The following is a 19,929-nucleotide window of genomic DNA, read 5'->3' on the forward strand; positions in this document are numbered from 1 at the left end:
TTCCGCAGCGTGCGGTGTCCGGACGTTTGCAAGCGGTCACAGGTGAAGGGAAAGCGAACGCTGCGTCAAGTCGCCTCAAGGGCGAATCGTCGCCGTTTTCACGGGTCGGGAGGGGAAGTCGGGGGCCGAGCCGTAAAGCGCGCGCAGCTCCCGCAGGAGTTTCAGCCGGATCGCGCGGGCGAAATCGTCGAAATCCGCCGCGGGAAGGGCGAAGGAGTCGGGCCCGGAGATCACCCGGTGTTCATAGTAGCTCGCAAGATTCGGATCGTCCGCGAGGATCGGCAGGCCGTTCACCGTGACCTCCCGCCGCGCGGCTCGGCGCAGCGCCTCCGGCAGGGCGAGCGCCTCGCCAAAGGCGAGCGGCGTCTCCCTCCCGTCGCCAGACACGTCCACGATCTTGCGCGTTCCCTCGAATTCGTTGAGCCGGATCATCTCGAGCGCTTCGAAGACGGCGGCGCCGATCCCGGTGCCGGAACGGCCGAGGGCAGGGCCGCGGCGGGCGGCCATACCCTCGATCATCGCCGCAACGCCTTCCGCTGCGGCAGGACCGTCGATCACCCGCCAGGCGCTCGCCGCGCGCCTGCCCCGCGCATCGGCCCAGAGGAGGACGGCGACGGCGACGCGGCCCTCCGGCCCCGAGATCGCGGCATCCTGCACCGCCGGGTCGCGGAAGGCGGCGGCGAGCCCGCCGATCTGCAGCGCGAACTCGCGTTCGTTCACGCTGCCAGAGGCATCGACCGCGAGGACGAGCTCCACATCCACGGCCTCCGCCGCCGCCGCCGACGCGAGGAGGCAGGCGAGCGCGCCGCCGATGATCGAGCCTCTTCGCATTCGCACTCCCGCGCCGCCTGGGCCGCAGCCCGCTGCAACCTTCGCTTGTTCCGAATCAGCTTCGACGATAGTGTTAACCCGTCCGAAGTGCAGAAGAAAAAATAGAAACTCGCGGAGGAACATCAACTATGGCAAGAGTCGACATCGCCGCCGAAACGCAGGCGCTTCCCCTCGGATACTATCTCTCCGGCCCGCTCACCGCCGCCGTGGAGGCGCAGGCGCTGTCCGCCCACAGCACGATCGAGTTCATCGACGCACTGGGGACGGACGATTTCGGCGCGCTCCGCACGATGGAGTTCAAGTACCGGAAGGCCGTCACCAACCCGGAGACGGGCGAAGCCGAGATGACGGATGTGGAGCTCATCGTCCCGCTCCTGGCGATGACCGAGGCGCCGCATATCGCCATCGAGTCGCTGACGGTGGATTTCTCCTTCACGATCAAGGATGTGATCTCGAAGGAATCGCAGTTCAAGATCGCTGCGAAGAAGGAAACGGAGTTCTCCAACAACACGAAGGTCAAGGCCTCCTCCAGCGGTCTCGCGAAGTTCCTGTTCGGCGGCGGATCGGTCGAAAGCACGAGCAACTTCAAGATCAACCTCAACGTCTCGACCTCGTTCCAGTCGACTACGCGGACCAATACGGAGCGTCAGGCGACGCTGAAGATGCACATGGAGGCGAAGCAACGGGTGCCTGAGGGCTTCCAGCGCGTGCTCCAGATCTTCGCCGACGCGATCACCTCGCAGGCGGAGGTTCCGCCGCCCGCCCCCGCGCCCGCCTGATCCCTCCGCCGCGGCGCGCGGCTTTCCGCAGGCCGCGCGGCGCTGGTCCGATCCGGGCGGAGACGGGGGTGAGCGATGGAAGACGACGATTTCGAGATCGGGTCGCTGCTCGGCGCCTCGATCCGCGCGATCCAGGACGCACAGATCAGCGCGGAGCGGGCCTATCTGGAATTCCTGCTCGAGTATGGCGTCGAGGAGGTGGACGAGAAGCGCGGCGCGGCGGGCGGGCTGAGGCTGCGCGAGGTCGCCTTCGACATGACGCGGCACATCGCCGACCCTTCGAGCCCGGGCCGCGTCGTCGAGACGACGGCGACGGTGCGCGCGCCGCTCCTCTCGCTCGTCCAGATGCCGGCGATCGGGATCGGCGAGGCGACTGTCGAGTTCGATCTCGATGTCGAGACGGATTTGGAGGCGAGCAAGAAGGCGGCGGACGCCGCGACCGGGCGGCCGGCCGCGTTCGGGCTGGCCGCCGTGCGGGCGGCGCGGCCGCTCCCCGTGCTGAAGGGCGCCGTGGGGGGCGCTTCCCGCACGAAGAGCCGGCGGCACGGAAAGCTGAAGGTGAAGCTGACGCTCCGCGCGACGAATGACGACGATCTTCACGGGCGCATCGTCCGTCTGATCGGCGAGGGCGTCTCGGCCACCGTGGAGACGCCGGAAGGGGGCTCCAATGGCTCGTAAACCCGTCATCGCGACGCCGAAGCCCGGAACGGCCACCGCGCGGAAGACTGCGGCGAAGCCGGAGGCGAGACCCGGAGAGGCGGAGGCCGCCGCCGACCGGGCCGGGGCCGAAAGGGCGGCGGCGGAAGCAGCCGCCGGGGACAATGCGGCGGCTGAGGAGAAGGCGGCTCTGGAACGGGCGGCCGCCGGGAAAGCCGCTTTGGAGGCCGCGGCGGCGGCGCCGCCCTCCCTTAGGCGCCCGATCGCTCTTGACGGGCTCGCCGCCGCGGCGGAGCGGGCCGAAGCGTTGCCGCTCTCGGACTATCTGTCCGTCCTCCGCCGCGAGATCGCCCGCGCTGGCGCGGAGGCGGCGGACGAGGGCGGCCTGCCGCTCGTCTCGCTCGCCGAAGCGGAAATCTCGCTCACCTGCGTTGCGGTCGCCATAGAGAACGACCGGCTTCTCGTGGATCCGTCCTGGAAGGCGCTTTCCGCGGCGCCGGAGGCGGCGGTTCAACGGCTGAAGGTCCGGCTCATCGACGCCGACATGAGCGCCGCCTTGCGGGAGAAGGGCTGAACCGCGCGAAGCCGTTGCGCGGACGGCCCTGCGCCGCATAGGCTCTCGCGCAACCGGTCCGCCATGCGCCTGTCGCCGGATCGTCACGCGCCGCGGCTAGATGCGGGTCGATACAGAAGGAGCGCTCCATGCCAGACAGAAGAACCACGTCCCTCCTCCTCGCCACGCTCGCCGGCTTCGCGCTCGCCGCGGGGCCTGTCGCCGCGGAGACGACGCTCGTGATCGGGCTCCAGCAGGAGCCCACGACGCTCGACCCGACGGCGGACGCGACCGCCGCCATCGACGGGATGCTGACGCATAACGTCTACGAATCGCTCACCATCGTGGATGCATCGGGCGTCGTCGGCCCGGCGCTGGCCGAAAGCTGGGAGGTCTCCGGGGACGGGCTGACCTATACGTTCCGCCTCGCTTCGGGCGTGAAGTATCATGACGGGACGGAGTTCGATTCCGCCGACGTGAAGTTCGCCTTCGATCGGGCGATGGCGGCGGACAGCGTCAACCCCTCCAAGGGCATCTTCAAGCCCATCGCCTCTGTGGAGACGCCGGACCCGATGACGGTCGTCATCACGCTCTCGAAGCCGGACGCCTTCTTCCTCTTCAACATGGCGCAGGGGGACGCGGCCATCGTCGCGCCCGAGAGCGTGGAGACGAACAAGACCGACCCGGTCGGCACCGGCGCCTTCCGCTTCGCCGGCTGGACGCGGGGCGACCGCTTGCGGCTGGAGAAGAACCCGGACTGGCGGGGCGCGGCGGACGTCGCCATCGACAAGGTGGAGTTCCGCTTCATCTCCGATCCGGCGGCGGCGACCGCCGCGCTGATGGCGGAGGAGCTTGACGCTTTCCCCGGCTTCCCGGCGCCCGAGCTTCTGCCCCAGTTCCAGGCGGACCCTCGCTTCCGCGTCAACATCGGCTCGACGGAGGGCGAGGTGATCCTCGCCATGAACAATTCGAAGCCGCCCTTCGACGACATCCGCGTGCGGCAGGCGATCTCCCACGCGCTGAACCGGGGGGAGATCATCGACGGCGCGATGTACGGGCAGGCCGTGCCAATCGGCAGTTTCTACCCGCCGCACGGGCCCGCTTATGAGGACCTGACGGGCCTATATCCGCATGACGTGGAGAAGGCGAAGGCGCTGCTCGCGGAGGCGGGCGTCGCGGGCGCGACGATGACGATCCGCACGCCCCCCTTCCCATACGCCATGCGCTCCGCCGAGATCATCCAGGCGCAGCTTTCCGCCGCCGGGATCGACGCGAAGGTGGAGAATGTCGAATGGGGCTTCTGGCTGGACGAGATCTACAAGAAGCTCAACTATGACATGACGATCATCGCCCATACGAGCCCGAACGACATGAGCAACTTCTCGCGCGGACCGGGCTATTACTACGGCTACGACGACGCCGCCTTCAACGAGCTCTGGACGAAGATCAGCGAGGAGGCGGACCCGGCGACGCGGATCACGCTCCTGAAGCAGGGGCAACGCTATCTCGCGGAGAACGCGGTGCACGGCTTCCTGTTCCAGCTGCCGCTGCTCGGCGTCTTCAAGCAGGGGGTGACGGGCTTCCCCGCCAGCCAGGCCGTGCTCTTCACGCCGCTCGCCGGGGTGCGGAAAGAGTGAAGGCGCCGCTTTAGCCCGGGGGCGCGATGGGGCCTTTTCTTCTCCGCCGCGCCGCCGGGCTTCTGGCGACGCTCTTCGCGGTGTCGCTCGTCGTCTTCGCGGCGATGAACATCCTGCCGGGCGACCCGGCGCTGACGATCCTCGGTCTCGACGCGCCGGAGGAGGCGCTGGAGGCGCTCAGGCTCCAGCTCGGGCTGAACGAGCCGGCGCCGCAGCGCTATCTCGCCTGGGTATGGGGGGCGCTGCAGGGCGATTTCGGCATGAGCCAGTCCTTCGGCGTGCCCGTTTCCGGGCTCATCGCAGAGCGGTTGCCGATGACGGTGGCCCTCGCCCTCTCCGCGATGGGGGCGACGCTGATCCTCGCGCTGCTCATGGGCGTCTTCGCGGCGGCGAACCACCGCGGTCCGGGGGACTGGGGGGTGATGTTCCTCAGTCAGATCGGGGTGGCGACGCCGGCCTTCTGGCTCTCGATCCTCCTCGTCCTTCTTTTCGCGGTCACGTTGCGCTGGCTGCCGCCGGGGGGCTTTCCGGGTTGGGAAGACCCGCTCGCCGCGGCGCGGGCGCTCATCCTGCCGACGGCGGCGCTGGCGCTGGTGCAATCGGCCGTGCTCGCCCGCGTCGTCCGCTCTTCCATGCTGGAGGCGATGCGGCTCGACTACGCGCGGACGGCGCGCGCTGCGGGGCTTTCCCGCCGGCGCGTGCTCTGGCGGCATGTGCTGCCGAACGCGCTGGTGCCCATCGTGACCATCGTCGGGATGCAGTTCGCCGGAGTGGTGACGGGCGCGATCGTGATCGAGAACGTGTTCTACCTCCCCGGCCTCGGGCGGCTCATCTTCCAGTCCATCGCCAACCGGGACTTGCCGACGGTGCAGGCGCTCGTGATGCTCTTCGCCGTGATCGTGGTGATGGCGAATTTCCTCGTGGATGTCGCTTATGCGCTGATCGACCCGCGGCTCCGGGGGCGGATGTGAGCCTCGTCCTTACGCCGCGCCCGAGTCGTGATCGGACGCGGCTTCCGGTGAATTTTCGCATCGGCGCGGCGCTTGTCGCGCTCGTGGTCGGCGCGGCGCTTCTCTCGCTGGTCTGGACGCCGCATCCGCCGGCTGCGATGGACATTCCGGGCAAGTTCGCGCCGGCGTCGTTCGAGCACTGGCTGGGGACGGACCAGCTCGGCCGCGACCTCGTCTCCCAGCTCATGGCGGCGTCGGCGAATTCGATGGCGGTGGCGCTCGTCGCCGTGCTGATCGGCGGCTCGCTCGGCGTTGTGCTGGGCGTGAGCGCGGCGGCGCTCGGCGGGTGGTGGGAGGATGTGGCGATGCGGCTGGCCGATCTCGGTTTCGCCTTTCCCGCGCTCCTTTTCGCGATCCTGCTCGCGGCCGCGCTCGGGCCGTCGCTGACGAACGCGGTGCTCGCCATCGCCTTCATCAACATCCCGGTCTTCGCCCGCGTCTCCCGCGCCGCGGCGCATCAGGTATGGACGCAGGATTACGTCATGGCGGCGCGGGCCGCCGGGCTCGGCCGGTTCGCGATCACGCGGGACCATGTACTGCCGAACATCGCGGCCCCGGTGATCGTGCAGGCGACGATCGAATTCGCGGTGGCGATCCTCGCGGAGGCCGCGCTCTCCTATCTCGGGCTCGGCGCGCAGCCTCCTGCGCAAAGCTGGGGGCGGATGCTGGCGGAGGCGCAGACGCTGATCTACCTCGCGCCGCAGCTCGCGATCTGGCCGGGGCTCTGCATCATGGCGGCGGTGATCGGCTTCGGCCTCCTTGGCGACGCGCTCCGCGACATGACGGACCCGCGCCTGAGCCGGGAGCGATAGATGATCCGGGCGGATGGGCTCACGGTCTCCATCGGCGGCGCGGCGGCGCTCCGCGGCGCGACATTCTCCATCGAGGCGGGGGAGCGGGTGGGCGTCGTGGGCGAATCCGGCTCCGGCAAGTCGATGCTCGCCTTCGCGCTGATGGGGATGGCCCCCGAGGCCGCGCGGGTGACGGGCTCGCTGCTCTTCGACGGGCGGGAGATGGCGTGCGCGGCGGAGGCGGACTGGGCGCAGCTCCGAGCGCGTCGCGCGGCGATGATCTTCCAGGAGCCGCTTTCGGCGCTGAACCCGTTGCGGCGGATCGGGGACATCGTGATGGAGCCGCTCCGCGTCCATCTTCGCCTTTCGCGCGATGCGGCGGAGGCGCGGGCGCGAGCGCTCTTCGAGGAGGTCGGCCTGCCGGAGGACCGGTTCCGCCAGTTCCCGCACGAGATTTCGGGCGGCCAGCGCCAGCGCGTGCTGATCGCGCTCGCCCTCGCCTGCGACCCCGGCCTCCTTATCGCGGACGAGCCGACCACGGCGCTCGACGCACATGTGGCGCTCCGGGTGATCGACCTCCTCAAGCGGCTCTCGGCGGAGCGGCGCATGGCGCTCCTTTTCATAAGCCACGACCTCGCCGCCGTTGTGCGGGCGACGGAGCGGCTGATCGTGATGTATGGCGGCGACATGGTGGAGACGGGGCCGACGGCGGAGGTGCTCGCCGCGCCCGCACATCCCTATACGAAGGGCCTCCTCGCCGCGCGACCGCGGATCGAGGCGGCGCCGCGCGGGGCGGACGGGCGGCGGGCGCGGCTGGCGACGATCCCCGGAACGGTGCCGGGGCTTCTCTCGCTGCCCACGGGCTGCCGGTTCTCCGGGCGCTGCCCGCTGGAGCGGACCGGATGCGCAAAGAGCCGCCCGGCGCTTCGCCCGACGGAAGCCGGCGCGGCGGCTTGCGTCCTGATCGGCGCGGAGGCTGAGGCGTGAGCGCGCCCGTCCTCACAATCGAGGGCGCAACGCGGCGCTACCGGCTCGCCCGGCGGTCGCTCTTCGAGGCGGCTCCGGTCCTGACCGCGGTGGAGGATGCGACCGTCGACATCGCGCGGGGGGAGACGCTGGGGATCGTCGGCGAATCGGGCTCCGGCAAGTCGACCCTCGCCCGCATGGCGATGGGATTCGAGGCGCCGGACGAGGGGCGCGTGCTCTTCGAGGGGCATGACCTCGCCGCGCTGCCGCCGCCGGAGCTTCGCCGGCTCCGACAGCGCTTCCAGATGGTGTTCCAGGACCCGTACGGCTCGCTCGACCCGCGGCGGACGGTCGGCTGGTCCGTCGCCGAGCCGCTGCGCGCCATCGGGATCGAGACGGGCGCTGCGGCGGAAGAGCGGGCGCGAGCGGCGCTGGCGGAAGTCGGCCTCTCGCCCGGCGATGCGGAAAAGTATCCGCACGAGTTTTCCGGCGGGCAGCGCCAGCGCGTCGCCATCGCGCGGGCCGTGGTCACGCGCCCCGCGCTTCTCGTGGCGGACGAGCCCGTCTCCGCGCTCGACGTCTCGGTGCAGGCGCAGATCCTGAACCTCCTGATGGATTTGCAGGAGCGCATGGGCCTCGCCATCCTCTTCATCAGCCATGACCTCGCCGCCATCGCCGCGCTGGCGGACCGGATCACGGTCATGCGCGCGGGGCGGATCGTGGAGACGGGGCCGGCGGCGCGGGTTCTCTCCCGCCCTGAAGCGGATTACACCCGGTCCCTCATCGCCGCCGCGGAGCCCTGAGCCATGACCCGTTTCGTCCACCTCACCGACATCCATATCAGCCATCCCGCGATGGAGGACCCGCAGCGGCGGGCGGACACCGCCGCCCATCTCCGCGCCGCGGTGGAGGGGATCAACCGCCTCGACCCGGCGCCGGATTTCGTGCTGCTTTCCGGCGATCTCGTGAACCACGGGGACGAGCCGAGCTATCGGCTCGCGCGGGAGCTGCTCGCTCCGCTGAAGGCGCCGCTCCTGATCGGGCTCGGCAACCATGACGACCGGGCGGTGTTCCACTCCGTCTTTTCCGGCCATGACCGGGCGGACCCGATGGTCCATGAGGCGGTCCATGGCGGGCTCCATGTGGTGACGCTGGACAGCCTCGTTCCTGGCCGCGTCGGCGGGGCGCTGCCCAGCGAACAGGTCGAGTTTCTGGAGGCCGCGCTCGCCCGCCATCCGGAGATGCCGAAGGTGGTCTCGATCCACCATCCGCCACGGCTCTCGCATCGCGGGCTGCCCTGGGCGAGCCTCGATCCCGAGAGCACCGCGGCGCTGGCGGGGGCGCTGGCGGGGCGGAACGTGGCGGGGGTCTTTTCCGGCCATATACATCTCAACCGCGTCAGCCTCTGGCGCGGCGCGCCGCTCGTCGTCTCGAACGGGCTCAACACCAGCGTGGACGTGCTGGCGGACCCGGACATGGTGATCGTGGAGGGTGCGGGCTTCGCGCTCTGCGACTGGAATGCGGAGGAGGGATTGACGGCGCTCTTCGTCCCGCTCGCGCCGGAGCGGCGGGTGCTGGGGACGCTTTCGATCGACCGGCTCCGCAGCTTCGCCTGAGCCCTTGCCCGCTTCAGGCCACGCGGCGATGATGGGCCAAGGGGGACCCGCCGATGAACCGCCTAATCCTCTCCGCCGCCGCGCTTTTGACGGCCTGCGCCGCCCGGCCCGAAGTCGTGCATCCGACGCATGAGAGCGCGCTCCGCCATGCGCGGGCGGATTGCGCCGAGATCGGGGCGCGCGCCGCCGCGCTCGACGTGAGGATCGCCGAGGTCTCCGCCCGGCAGGAGGCCATCGCCCGGGACGACGAGATCGCCGGGGCCGTGGGCCTGCTCTGGTTCCCGGGCTTCCTGATCGTTCCCGCGGTGAAGGAGAATCCGGCGGCGGAGCTCGCCGCACTGAAGGGCGAGGCGCGGGCGCTCGCCGTCGCCGCGCGGGAGGGCGGCTGCGCTGCGGGGTAGGGGATTGGTGCGGGCGGTCGGACTCGAACCGACACTCCTTGCGGAAAGGGTGTTTGAGACCCTCGCGTCTACCGTTCCGCCACGCCCGCGCCGGGACCGGCTCTAGCGCGAAACGCTTCGCGCCGGAAGCCCGGAATTGGCGCTCATGCCGCCAGCTTCGGCGCCGGGGGCGGGGCCGAGAGCGGGGAGAGAACCGACGCGGGCGCGAATTCCTCCGGGATCGCGCAAAGCCGCGCCCGCCCCGCCGCCCGGTTTAGCGCGGGATGCGAGGTCAGCACGGCGAAGGGGACGGAGAGGCAGAGCCCGGCGAGGACGGGCGCGGCCCAGGGAAGCGCCGAGGGCGCGCCCGACGCCACCGCGGCGAAGAGGGCAAGGCCGAACAGCGTCTGCGGCCAGAGCCCGCGGAAGGCGGCCCGCCAGCTGAGGCGATAGGCGTCCCTCTGCTGGCCGTTCCAGGCCATGCGCTTGCCGAAGAGGAGCCCGCCGAGGAAGAGCGTGACGCGGAAGGCGACCGCGGGCGCGAGGAGGAGCGAGAAGAGCACCTCCGTCGCCGCCCCCGCCGCGAAGCGGAGCCGGCCGCCATAGGCCGCCGCGCCGCCTGGCCGGAGCGCCACGTCGAGCCAGCCCGCGATCTTCGGGAAGAGCGAAACGGCGAACATGATGAAGAACATCGAGATCGCGAAGGCGAAGTCGATGGAGCCGTATTCCTCCTCCCAGATCTTCGAGACGGCGGCGACCGTCATCAGCATCCAGGCCGGGGCGCCGACATACATCATGATGGCGGCGAAGACCTGAAAGCGGCTCATGGGCAGGAGGCCGCGGAGGCCGAGGAGGCCCCAATACTGCATGTTGCCCTGGCACCAGCGGAGATCGCGCTGCGTGAAGTCGAAGAGGGTCGGCGGATTGTCCTCGTAGCTCTGGCCTTCCACGGGAAGGACGCGGACCTCGTAGCCGGCGCGGCGCATCAAGGCCGCCTCGATCTGGTCATGGGAGAGGATATGCCCGCCAAGAGGGCCGCCGCCCGGCATGACGGGGAGCGCGCAGCGCATGCGGAAGGGGGCGACGCGCACCATCGCGTTGTGGCCCCAATAGGGCCCGCAATCGCCGTGCCACCAGGCGGCGCCGATGGTGAAGCTGCGCATGCCCGCTCGCATCCCGAACTGGAAGATGCGGGCGAAGGCGCTCTCCGCCGGGGCGCCGACGACGAGGGACTGGAGGATGCCGAGCCGCGGATGCGCCTCCATGATGCGCTGTAGGCGAAGGATGTCCGCCCCGCCCATCACGCTGTCGCTGTCGAGCGGCAGGAAGAACTCGTAGCCGGAGCCCCAGCGGCGGAGGAAATCGCGGAGGTTGCCGGCCTTGAAGCCGGTGTTCCGCTCCCGCCGCCGGTAGCGCGCGGTCGGCCCGAGGACGGGCGCCCAGCGGGCGAAGGCAGCCTCCTCCTCCGCGATCACCTGCGGCTGGTCGCTGTCCGACAGCACGAAGACGTCGAACCTTTCTCCCGCCCCCGTCTCGTCGAGGCTCCGGCGTGTGGCGGCGAGGCGGGAGAGGGCGCGCTCGGCGTCCTCGTTGCGGAGGAACATGAGGACGGCGGTGCGGGCGCGAAGGGGCGGCGCGCTCTCTCCGGCGGCGAGGTGCGGCGCAGCAGCGTGGAGGCCGTTCCGCGCGCCGTGGAGGAGCCAGAGGCCGATCACCGCGTTCCAGAAGCCCATCACCGTCCAGGGCGCGCCCACGAGGAAGGCGGCGAAGATCACGATGTCCGCCACCGTCCAGCCGCCCGTGCCGAAGACGAGCGAGAGCGCGTAGCCGAGCGCGGTGAGGGAGCCGAGATTGAGCGCGGCGACGAGGATGCGTCGCGCGAGGAGCGCGCGGGCGGACTGGAGGCCCGCCGGTGTGTGCGATGCGCCTTCGGGCGCGGCGGCTGCGCCGGGAACGGAAAGGTCGGTCATGAAGCAGTCTTTCTGATGCGCCCGCCCGCCCCCGCGGCTATGGCTTGCGAATGATCGTGAAGGCTCCCGAATCCGCGCCCCGCGCGCTCTGGCATCTTGGCCCCGGCCGCGCCGCGATCCTGCCGGCGGCGGCGGGTGAGGGCGCGGCGCGGCTTCGCGCGCGCTTCTCCCTCATCTCCCGCGGGACGGAACGGCTCGTCTTCGAGGGGCGCGTGCCGGAAAGCGAGCATGAGCGGATGCGCGCGCCGCATCAGGAGGGGGAGTTCCCCTTCCCCGTCAAATACGGCTACGCGATGGTCGCGACGGTCGAGGACGGGCCGGAGGACCTGGCGGGACGGGACGTTTTCGCGCTCTTCCCGCATCAGGACCGGTTCCGGGCGCCGCCGGAGGCGCTGATCCTGCTGCCGGAGGGTTTGCCGCCGCGACGCGCTGCGCTCGCCGCCAACATGGAGACGGCGCTCAACGCGCTCTGGGATGCGGGAGCGGGGCCCGGAGACCGCATCGCCGTGGTGGGCGGCGGGCTGATCGGCCTTCTCGTCGCGCATCTCGCCTCCCTCTTGCCTGGCGCCGATGTATTGCTGAAAGATACGTCGGCGTCGCGGGCCGCCGTCGCCGCTGAACTTAATGTGAACTTCACGACCGGCAAAATCGCTGGTCACGACTTCGACATCGCCGTTCATACGAGCGCGAGCGCGGCAGGGCTCTTGGAGGCGATGGACTGCCTCGGGGCCGAGGGGCGGCTCGTCGAGCTTTCGTGGTATGGGGAAGGGGCGGTTGCTGCGCCGCTTGGCGGGGCGTTCCATGCGAAGCGGTTGAGCCTCGTCTCGAGCCAGGTGGGGATGGTGAGCCCTGGCCGCCGCCCGCGCTGGACGCACCGGCGGCGCCTAGCCAAGGCGCTCGACCTTCTCGCCCATCCCGCGCTCGACGGGTTGATTGACACCGAGGTTCCCTTCGATGAGGTTGCCGCCCGCCTGCCCGCCCTCCTGGCGCGCGACGCGCCGGGCGTGGCGACGATCATCCGATACGAGTGAGGCCAGATGTACGCCGTTCAGGTTCGCGACCATATCATGATCGCCCATTCCCTGCCGGGGGAGGTGTTCGGCCCGGCGCAGAACAAGCACGGGGCGACCTATGTGGTGGACGCCTGCTTCTTCCGCGAAACGCTCGGGCCGGAGCGGATCGTCGTCGATATCGGCCGGGCTACGGACGCGCTGAAGGCGGCGCTGGCGAAGCTCAATTATTCCGATCTCGACGTGACGCTTCCGGGCGAACTGACGACGACGGAATGGCTTGCGAAGTGGATTTTCGACGAGATCGCCGCCGCGGCGAAGACCGGCGCGCTCGGACCCGGCGGGGACGAGGTGGAGCGGCTCCGGATCACGCTGAACGAGAGCCACGCCGCGCTCGCCTGGTATGAGGGCGCGCTCTGACAGCCTTCCTCGCCATTCCGGGCGACCCGGACACGCCGACGGGCGGCTATGTCTATGATGCGCGGCTGATCGCCGCCTCGTCCGGTGCGCTCGCGCCGCTGGCGCTGCCCGGCGGCTTTCCCTTTCCGACGGATGCGGAGGTTGCGGCCGCTTCGCACGCCCTCGCCGCCGCGCCGGGGCCGGTGATCGTGGACGGGCTGGCCTATGGCGCGATGCCGGAGGCGGCGATCCGCGCCCTGGCGCGGAGGCCGCTCGCGCTTTGCCATCATCCGCTGGCGCATGAGCCGGGGCTGCAGCCTTCGGTGGCGGCGCGGCTGCGGGAGAGCGAGCGGGCCGCGCTCGCCCTTTCCGCCCATGTCTTCGTGACGAGCGCGGAAACGAAGCGCACGCTTCTCGCCGAATTCGGGCTGGCGGACGAAAAGGTGACGGTCGCGCCGCCGGGGCTAGACCACGCGAAGCCGGCGCGGGGGCGGGCGGGGGCGCCGACGGTCCTCTGCGTCGCATCGTTCACGCCGAGGAAGGGGCATCTTGCGCTCGTCGCCGCGCTGGCCATGCTGCCGCCCGAGGTCGAATGGCGCGCCGTCTTCAGCGGACCGGAGGACCGGAGCCCGGAGACGGCGGCCGCCGTGCGGCGGGCTGTGGCCGAAGCGGGGCTCGGCGGGCGGATCGAATTCGCCGGGGCGGGGAGCCGCGGCGCCCTCGACCGGCTCTATGACGAGGCGACGATTTTCGCCCTCGCCTCGACCTATGAGGGCTACGGCATGGTCTTCGCGGAGGCGATGATGCGCACCCTGCCCATCGCCGCCTTCGACCTGCCGACGCTGCGGGAGATGGCGCCGCCGGAAGCGCTGCGGCTCGCGCCGATGGGCGATGTCGCTGCGCTCTCCGTCGCGATCGAGGGCCTGCTGCGCGACCCTGCCGCAAGGCGGGAGGCGGGCGCGGCGGGGCGGCGCGCCGCGCTCGCCATGCCGGGCTGGGAGGGGAGCTGGGAGATCGTGCGCGGGGCGCTGGAGCGCATGGGATGAGCGGCTTCTCGCTCGACTGGCTGCGGCTTCGGGCTGATGCGGACGACCGGGCGCGGGCGCCCGGCCTTCTCGCGCGTGCGGCGGCCTTCGGCGCGGGCCGCCCGCTCCTTGTCGCCGATCTCGGCGGCGGGGCGGGTGCGACGCGCCGGGCGCTCGGCCCGTATCTGCCGCGCGCGCGCTGGCGGGTGCTGGACCATGACCGGGCGCTTCTTTCCGCGATCCCGCCGGGGCCGGATGTCGAGACTGTGGAGGCCGACCTCGCCGCCCGGCCAGAGGTGGCCTTCGAGGGCGGGCCGGGGCTGGTCGCCGCCTCGGCCTTCTTCGACCTCGTCTCGGCGGGCTGGATCAGGCGCTTCGCGGACCTCCTCGTGGCCGCCCGCCTGCCGCTCTATGCGGCGCTGACCTATGACGGGCGGGAGATGTGGGACCCCGCGCCGCCGGGCGAGGCGCAGGCGCTCGCCGCCTTCCACGCCGATATGGGGCGGGACAAGGGTTTCGGCCCCGCGCTCGGCCCCGCCGCGCCGGACGCGCTTGCCGCCGCGCTCCGTGACCGCGGCTATCGCGTCGAGGAGGGAACGAGCGACTGGGTTCTGGAGGCGGGGCGGGACGGGGCGCTCATCGCCGCGCTTGCGCAGGGCGGGACGGAGGCGCTGGGCCCGTCGGCGCCGAAAGGCTGGGCGGCGGGACGCGCGGCGGCGCGCGCAGTCCGCATCGGGCACCGCGATCTCTGGGCCGAGCCGGGCTGAGGGCTCAGACCATCCTGCGGAGCACGCCGTCCTTCTTCACCGCCGCATGCCAGACCGCGGCGCCGACATGGACGAGGATCAGCGTCAGGATTGCGTTCCCTACGATGGCGTGGAGATCATAGAGGGTCTCGCTCAGCGCCTTGTCTACCGGGAGAATGGGCGGCAGGTTCCAGCCGAAGAACTGAACCGGGAAATCCCCCGCCCCGGTGGCCAGCCAGCCGAGGGCGGGCATCAGGATCAGGAGCCCGTAGAAGAGGCCGTGCGTCGCGTTGCTCGCTATACGCTCGAACCGGGTGAGGGGCGGATCGTAATCAGGCTTGCCGAGCCGCAGCTTGATCGCGAGGCGGACGAGCATGAGCGCGAGGACCAGGATGCCGAGTGTCTTGTGATAGGTGTAGATCGCATTGGTCGCGTCGAGCCCGAACGTGTCGCGCAAGCCTTCGAACCCGAAATTCTCGATGACCTTGCCGCCGATGATCGTTCCGACGACGAGAACCGCGATGATCCAGTGCAGGGCGCGTTGCGAAAGGGCGTATCGCGGCATCGCCGCCTCCTATTCCGCGGCGATCTTCCTTGGCCCGGAGGAGCGGCCGCGAAGATCGCAGGTGAAGAGCACGTCTCCGTCATTGAAGAGATGCACCGCCGTGCGGGGGCGGATCGCCTCGTCGAGCTGGTCGATTGGCGAGAGGGAGAAGCCGGCCTTGCCCGAGCCGAGGATGATCGGCGCGACGAGCACATGCAGGAGGTCCACCGCCCCGGCGTCAAGAAACCGCGCCAGCGTGTCCGCTCCGCCCTCGACGAGGATGCGGGCTAGCCCTTCGGCCCTCAGCGCGGCGACGATGGCCTCCGGCGAGAAACGCCCTTCCTGCCCCGGCGTGACTGCCACAGCCCGCGCCCCGGCGGGTGCGGCGACGCCCGGGAGGGTGAGGAGGATCGTCTCCGCCGCTCCGTCCCGGAAAACCTGCGCGTCGATGGGGGCGCGCCCCGTCGGGTCGATCACCACCCGCGCGGGGCTGCGGCCCGGCACGTGCCGGACGGTAAGGGCCGGATCATCCGCGATCAATGTGCCGACGCCGACGAGCACCGCGTCCACCTCCGCCCTGAGCCGGTGGAGATGCTTCAGCGCCTCGAAGCCCGAAATGTATTTGGAGGCGCCCGTCAACGTCGCGATCCGACCGTCGAGCGACTGGCCGAGCTGCGCGACGACGAGCGGCCCCTCCATTGAGAGCGCGGTCAACGGCGCGTCTGAGGCGTCGAGCTTGTTCATGAGCCTCCAATCTATTCCGCGGGACCGGGATTGGCCACTTTCTGACCATGCGGCGCATTCACTTGAGGTTTCCGCGCGTTGCGCCACGGTTCGGCCTTGAACCATCCGACGAGATAGGCGGTTCCGATCAGCACGCCGAAACCCCAGAGGTTAACGGCCGCCGTCGTGAAAACGTTCCGTCCGATGGCGTCGAGCGCGAAGCCGTTGAACCGGCTCAGCACAATGGACATGAGGAAGACGGCGAGGGATTGCGTGCCGACCTTGCGGATCACCGGCACGGCGGCGAGGAACCAGTCCCGCGTCATGCGCGCGCGCCACGCGGCCCCGATGGCCCACCAGACGAGGGGAAGAAGCGCCAGGAAGTGAAGGAACTGGATCAGCCCGAGCCTCTGCCAGGGCGGAATGAAGCCGCGCGGCTCCATGTAGCTCAGCATCGCCGCGTCGAGCGCGGGGACAAGCAGCTTGATCTCCTCCGCATAGGCGTAGGGCAGCGTCGCCAGCGCGACGACGCCGCAGAGCGCGAGAACGGGAGCCCGCGCCGGGCCCGGCGCGCGCCAGCCCGAGACAAGCCGCGCGCCGCCCGTTCCGACCGCAACCCAGGCGAGATAGGCGAGCGCGAGGAAATGGAGATAGCGCATGAGGCCGACGCCGGACTTGCCGATCAGCGGGGAGAGAAAGTCCCGCGCGTCGGCGAGCCATATGCGGAGGGGCCATTCATAGGGCAGGTAGGACCCGTCGAGAATCCGGAAGTAAGCGATGGGGATTGAGAGGATGAGGTAAGCGGCGGCGATCAGGACCAAGCTCCGCCGCACGGGCGGCGCCGGCAGCCAGCCCATCCCGAAGGCGAAGCCGGTGAAGAAGATCAGCTGCCAGCCGAACGGATTGAAGAACCAGACGCCATCCCCCCATGGGTTCGCGGGCAGGAGGAGGAAGGAGAAGAGCCCGCCGACCCCCGCCAGCGCCGCGCCGAGCGCATGCGTCTCCTCCCCCCCGATGGCGCGATGCCAGATCGCGAGTTGCGCCGCGAGCCAGAGCGCGGCCACAAAGCCGAGAAAGGCGGGGACCCCGCCGAAGCGATGCGCCGTCATCGCCAGAGGGATCAAGGCGAGGATCACAAGATACATCGGCAGGATGTCAAAGAGGCCGGGCACATTCGTGAGCGTGAAGAAGCCGAGCAGGGCCGTTCCCGCATCTTCGAAGAGGCCGGAGACCGGCCACCATTCCTTGTAGATCTTGCCCTCCGGCCCGAGCCCGGACGCGTCTATCGCCGCCATCAGCAGCGCCGTCGCGAAGATCACGGAGAGATGCGCCCAGTAGACCTGCCAGACGCGGAAGGCCACGCGCGCCGCGCCCATCGCCCAGCCTGACTTCACGAAGAGCGCCCCGAAGGCGAGCGCGGAGGCGAAGCCGGAGCAAAAGACGAAGATTTCCGTCGCGTCGGAAAAGCCGAACCTGGCCGGTATCCAGAGGGTCCAGGTGTTTCCCGGCGTATGCGCGAGCAGGATGATGAACATCGCGAGGCCGCGAAAGAAATCGAGCCTCAGATCGCGCGGCGCCTTCGCCGCGGCAGCCCTGTCCCGCCCTGTCGTCACGCGCCACCTCTCTGGTCAAAGCGCCTCTTAACCCGGAAATACGGCCTCGGCGCGGCGTGCGTTTCGCCTCTCACCTCTTTGTGAGCTTTGCGCGCCCGCCGCGCCCGCCCGGGTTTTTCGGGTTATGGGCATGGAGGCGGCGCACGGGAAGCCGACCTCATGCGATGGACCATGCGACCGAAAGCCCCTCTCATTCTCGCGTTCGCGGCCCTCGCCCTCGTCGCCGCGCTCGCCTTCGCCGAACGGGGCGGAGCGTTTGCGGCGGCGGCGGCGCTCGGCGGCTTCGCCGGCTTCGCGCTCTATCACGCCAGCTTCGGTTTCACGGCCGCCTGGCGCCGTGTGTCGCGGGAGCGGCGCGGCGCGGGGCTGCGCGCGCAGATGCTGCTGGTCGCGCTCACCTGCCTAGTCTCCTATCCGCTGCTCGCCTGGGGCGGGCTGATCGGCGTTGAGGCGCGGGGCTTCATCCTGCCGATCGGCGTCGCCTCCGCCTTCGGCGCTTTCGTCTTCGGAGCGGGGATGCAGCTCGGCGGCGGCTGCGCCTCGGGCACGCTCTTCACCGCCGGGGGCGGTTCCGTACGGATGCTGCTCGTCCTCGCTTTCTTCATCGCCGGCTCCTTCGCCGCCACTGCGCACTGGGAGTTCTGGACGCGGCCGGAGCCGGAGGCGGAGGGGGCCTGGGGCCTTCTGAAGGCCGCGGCGACGGCGCGGTTCAACGACAATCGCGGGATCTCGCTGATCGTTGAGCTGGGCGGGTTCGGGGCGCTGGCGGCGATTCTCGGCTTCTGCGGTCTCGTCGCGCTCGGCTCCGCTATGATGGAGCGACGGGCGCATGGCGCACTGGAGCCCGGGCGGTGGACCGGCTCCATGCTTTCCGGGCCGTGGTCTCTAACGCTCGGAGCCGTCGCGCTCGCCTTCGTCGGGATCGGCGCGCTTCTCGCGCTCGGGCAGCCCTGGGGCGTCACCTCCGCCTTCGCGCTCTGGGGCGCGAAGCTCTGGCTGATGGCGGGCGGGAGCGTGGAGGGTTGGGCCTACTGGTCCGGTTGGCGGGCGGGGCAGCTCGAGGCTTCGCTCTTCGCCGACGGGGTTTCAGTGATGAATTTCGGCATCGTCGCCGGGGCGATGGCCGCCGCCGCGCTAGCCGGGAAATGGGCGCCCTCGCTCCGCCTTTCCGGGCCGGACGTGGCGACCGCGGTCATCGGCGGGGTGATGATGGGCTACGGCGCCCGCCTCGCCTATGGCTGCAATATCGGCGCCTATCTCGGCGGGCTCGTCTCGGGCTCGCTGCACGGTTTCTGGTGGCTCGTCTGGGGCTTCGCCGGAAGCTGGCTCGGCGTCGCGCTGCGCGCCCGCCTCGCCATGGACCCGCCGCTCGCCCCTCGCGCGCAGCCTGCATGAAGGAGAAACCCATGCGCCTCGTCGTTCTCGCCCTTTCGCTCTTCGCCTTTTCCGCCGCCGCCAGCCCGCCTCCCCGCGAAGGCTGGTCCGTCATCGAGACGGACCAGCCCTATTAGGCGCTGATCGACCGCGTGAAGGAGGCCGCGAAGGCCAAAAAGATGGGCGTCGTGACCGAAGCGGGGCCGACCGAGGCCGCCGCGGCGCGGGGCGTCGCGATCCCCGGCAACCGGGTGATCGGCGTCTTCAACAACCTCTTCGCCGTGCGGATGCTGGAGGCTTCGGAGGCGGCGATGATCGAGGCGCCGGTCCGCTTCTATGTCACTGAACAGCCGGACGGGACGGCGACGCTCAGCTACAAGACGCCGGGGCTCGTCTTCGCCCCCTATGCCGGGGACAGCCCGGAGGTGATGAAGATCGCCGCAGAGCTTGACGCGATCTTCGCCGCTATCGCTGCGGCGGCGACGGAATAGGTTCAGAGCGTCGGGCGGAATGGCGTGATCTCCACGTCCTCCCGCCCGATCACGGCGAAGCTTCCGGGGGGGATCGGCTCCCAGTCCTTCAATGTACGGTCGAGTGGTTCGGAGACAACGACGCGGCCCGCCTCCGTCCGGCGGTGGTAGAGCGTCGGCGCGTGTTCGTCGGAGGCGTAGCGGGCGCAATAGAGCCTTTCGCCGTCCGACATTGCGACGGTCATCCGCATGTGCGGGGTCACGCCCGCCTCCCGGCTCCAGCCCTCCATCGCGCCGGTGGCGCGTTCGAGCGCCGCCTTCGGGTCCCGGTCGATTCCGGCGCCGAGGGCGATGAGGAAGATCGCTTCGGAATCCGTCGTGCCGTGGCGGTGGCGGTAGCAGGCCTCGTCGATGCTGAAATCCGCCTTGCGGCGAAAGCCGGCGTATCCGCCCGCCTGCCCGTTGTGCATGAAGCTCCAGCGGCCGGCGGCGAAGGGATGGCAGTTCGTCCGGCTCGTCGCGGTGCCGGTCGCGGCGCGGACATGGGCTAGGAAGAGGCCGGAGCGGACCTGATGGGCGAGGGAGCGGAGATTGCCGTCCGCCCACGCGGGCAGAACGTCATGATAGAGGCCCGGCCCCTCCCGCTCGCCATACCAGGCGAGGCCGAACCCGTCTCCGTTCGTCGGCGTCTTGCCCTCGGAGGCGGCGAGGGACTGGCTGATGAGAGACTGGCCCGGCGCCGTCACCACGTCCTCCAGATAGATCGGATCGCCGATATAGGCCGCCCATCTGCACATTGCGCTTCCCCCGCTTCGCGTCTTTCGCTTGATGATGC

Annotated in this window: 22 protein-coding genes and 1 tRNA gene; 16 read left to right on the forward strand and 7 right to left on the reverse strand. The window is 70.3% G+C overall.

Annotated features, from left to right (window positions below):
- Positions 1-75: 75 nt before the first annotated feature.
- The gene (locus ACE37J_RS18185) at positions 76-831 is read right to left on the reverse strand and encodes a DUF1194 domain-containing protein (RefSeq protein WP_409713845.1); all 756 of its coding nucleotides are present in this window, start codon (positions 829-831) and stop codon (positions 76-78) included.
- Between the two features lie 128 nt (positions 832-959).
- Here ACE37J_RS18185 and ACE37J_RS18190 point away from each other — a divergent pair, with 128 nt between their 5' ends.
- The 10 genes from ACE37J_RS18190 (at position 960) to ACE37J_RS18235 (ending at position 9,241) form a co-directional block, all read left to right on the forward strand.
- Entirely contained in the window at positions 960-1,610 is a 651-nt protein-coding gene (locus ACE37J_RS18190; protein WP_409713848.1) for a DUF2589 domain-containing protein, read from the forward strand.
- Between the two features lie 75 nt (positions 1,611-1,685).
- On the forward strand, positions 1,686-2,288 hold the full coding sequence (locus tag ACE37J_RS18195; RefSeq protein ID WP_409713851.1) for a DUF2589 domain-containing protein: 603 nt from the start codon (positions 1,686-1,688) through the stop codon (positions 2,286-2,288).
- Positions 2,278-2,841, forward strand: coding sequence for a hypothetical protein (locus ACE37J_RS18200; RefSeq protein WP_409713854.1), 564 nt, complete (start codon positions 2,278-2,280; stop codon positions 2,839-2,841). Before ACE37J_RS18195 ends, ACE37J_RS18200 begins: the two co-directional genes overlap by 11 nt.
- 128 nt (positions 2,842-2,969) lie before the next feature.
- The gene (locus ACE37J_RS18205; protein ID WP_409713857.1) at positions 2,970-4,457 is read left to right on the forward strand and encodes an ABC transporter substrate-binding protein; all 1,488 of its coding nucleotides are present in this window, start codon (positions 2,970-2,972) and stop codon (positions 4,455-4,457) included.
- Positions 4,458-4,483: 26 nt separating this feature from the next.
- Positions 4,484-5,428, forward strand: coding sequence for an ABC transporter permease (locus ACE37J_RS18210; RefSeq protein WP_409713860.1), 945 nt, complete (start codon positions 4,484-4,486; stop codon positions 5,426-5,428).
- A 47-nt stretch (positions 5,429-5,475) separates the two neighbouring features.
- Positions 5,476-6,279, forward strand: coding sequence for an ABC transporter permease (locus ACE37J_RS18215; RefSeq protein WP_409713863.1), 804 nt, complete (start codon positions 5,476-5,478; stop codon positions 6,277-6,279).
- Positions 6,280-7,245: an ABC transporter ATP-binding protein gene (locus ACE37J_RS18220; RefSeq protein WP_409713866.1), complete on the forward strand. Its 966-nt coding sequence runs from the start codon at positions 6,280-6,282 to the stop codon at positions 7,243-7,245. It begins immediately after the preceding gene.
- Entirely contained in the window at positions 7,242-8,027 is a 786-nt protein-coding gene (locus ACE37J_RS18225; protein WP_409713869.1) for an ATP-binding cassette domain-containing protein, read from the forward strand. Before ACE37J_RS18220 ends, ACE37J_RS18225 begins: the two co-directional genes overlap by 4 nt.
- A 3-nt stretch (positions 8,028-8,030) precedes the next feature.
- The gene (locus tag ACE37J_RS18230; RefSeq protein WP_409713872.1) at positions 8,031-8,840 is read left to right on the forward strand and encodes a metallophosphoesterase; all 810 of its coding nucleotides are present in this window, start codon (positions 8,031-8,033) and stop codon (positions 8,838-8,840) included.
- Positions 8,841-8,893: 53 nt separating this feature from the next.
- Positions 8,894-9,241, forward strand: coding sequence for a hypothetical protein (locus ACE37J_RS18235; RefSeq protein ID WP_409713874.1), 348 nt, complete (start codon positions 8,894-8,896; stop codon positions 9,239-9,241).
- 5 nt (positions 9,242-9,246) lie between these two features.
- Here ACE37J_RS18235 and ACE37J_RS18240 read toward each other — a convergent pair.
- Both ACE37J_RS18240 and mdoH read right to left on the reverse strand, forming a co-directional pair.
- A tRNA-Leu gene (locus ACE37J_RS18240) sits at positions 9,247-9,330 on the reverse strand.
- A gap of 54 nt (positions 9,331-9,384) precedes the next feature.
- Complete coding sequence (gene mdoH / locus ACE37J_RS18245) at positions 9,385-11,190, reverse strand: glucans biosynthesis glucosyltransferase MdoH (protein ID WP_409713877.1); 1,806 nt, start codon at positions 11,188-11,190, stop codon at positions 9,385-9,387.
- A gap of 50 nt (positions 11,191-11,240) precedes the next feature.
- On the opposite strand from mdoH, the gene ACE37J_RS18250 reads away from it, so the two are divergent.
- The 4 genes from ACE37J_RS18250 to ACE37J_RS18265 all read left to right on the forward strand — a co-directional run bounded on the left by ACE37J_RS18250 (position 11,241) and on the right by ACE37J_RS18265 (position 14,391).
- Positions 11,241-12,221: a zinc-dependent alcohol dehydrogenase gene (locus ACE37J_RS18250; RefSeq protein ID WP_409713880.1), complete on the forward strand. Its 981-nt coding sequence runs from the start codon at positions 11,241-11,243 to the stop codon at positions 12,219-12,221.
- A 6-nt stretch (positions 12,222-12,227) separates the two neighbouring features.
- Positions 12,228-12,620, forward strand: coding sequence for a 6-pyruvoyl trahydropterin synthase family protein (locus ACE37J_RS18255; RefSeq protein WP_409713883.1), 393 nt, complete (start codon positions 12,228-12,230; stop codon positions 12,618-12,620).
- A 188-nt stretch (positions 12,621-12,808) separates the two neighbouring features.
- The gene (locus tag ACE37J_RS18260; protein WP_409713886.1) at positions 12,809-13,645 is read left to right on the forward strand and encodes a glycosyltransferase family 4 protein; all 837 of its coding nucleotides are present in this window, start codon (positions 12,809-12,811) and stop codon (positions 13,643-13,645) included.
- Positions 13,642-14,391: a class I SAM-dependent methyltransferase gene (locus ACE37J_RS18265; protein WP_409713889.1), complete on the forward strand. Its 750-nt coding sequence runs from the start codon at positions 13,642-13,644 to the stop codon at positions 14,389-14,391. The genes ACE37J_RS18260 and ACE37J_RS18265 overlap by 4 nt, the downstream gene beginning before the upstream one ends.
- 4 nt (positions 14,392-14,395) lie before the next feature.
- On the opposite strand, the gene ACE37J_RS18270 is transcribed toward ACE37J_RS18265, so the two are convergent.
- From ACE37J_RS18270 to ACE37J_RS18280, 3 genes are read right to left on the reverse strand one after another with little or no spacing between them, the layout of a single operon-like run.
- Complete coding sequence (locus ACE37J_RS18270) at positions 14,396-14,935, reverse strand: cytochrome b (RefSeq protein ID WP_409713892.1); 540 nt, start codon at positions 14,933-14,935, stop codon at positions 14,396-14,398.
- Between the two features lie 9 nt (positions 14,936-14,944).
- Positions 14,945-15,658: a RibD family protein gene (locus ACE37J_RS18275; protein WP_409713895.1), complete on the reverse strand. Its 714-nt coding sequence runs from the start codon at positions 15,656-15,658 to the stop codon at positions 14,945-14,947.
- Between the two features lie 11 nt (positions 15,659-15,669).
- Positions 15,670-17,172 carry an OpgC family protein gene (locus ACE37J_RS18280; protein WP_409715460.1) on the reverse strand — a complete coding sequence of 501 codons (1,503 nt, stop codon included), beginning with the start codon at positions 17,170-17,172 and terminating at the stop codon, positions 15,670-15,672.
- 249 nt (positions 17,173-17,421) lie between these two features.
- Here ACE37J_RS18280 and ACE37J_RS18285 point away from each other — a divergent pair, with 249 nt between their 5' ends.
- Complete coding sequence (locus ACE37J_RS18285) at positions 17,422-18,645, forward strand: YeeE/YedE family protein (protein WP_409713898.1); 1,224 nt, start codon at positions 17,422-17,424, stop codon at positions 18,643-18,645.
- A gap of 158 nt (positions 18,646-18,803) precedes the next feature.
- Positions 18,804-19,115, forward strand: a complete 312-nt coding sequence (locus tag ACE37J_RS18290; protein ID WP_409713901.1) for a DUF302 domain-containing protein — start codon at positions 18,804-18,806, stop codon at positions 19,113-19,115.
- Between the two features lie 2 nt (positions 19,116-19,117).
- Here ACE37J_RS18290 and ACE37J_RS18295 read toward each other — a convergent pair whose 3' ends face one another.
- Entirely contained in the window at positions 19,118-19,891 is a 774-nt protein-coding gene (locus ACE37J_RS18295) for a class II glutamine amidotransferase (protein ID WP_409713904.1), read from the reverse strand.
- Positions 19,892-19,929: the final 38 nt, after the last annotated feature.

The organism is Pikeienuella sp. (genome assembly GCF_046290545.1).
Lineage (GTDB): Bacteria > Pseudomonadota > Alphaproteobacteria > Rhodobacterales > Rhodobacteraceae > Pikeienuella.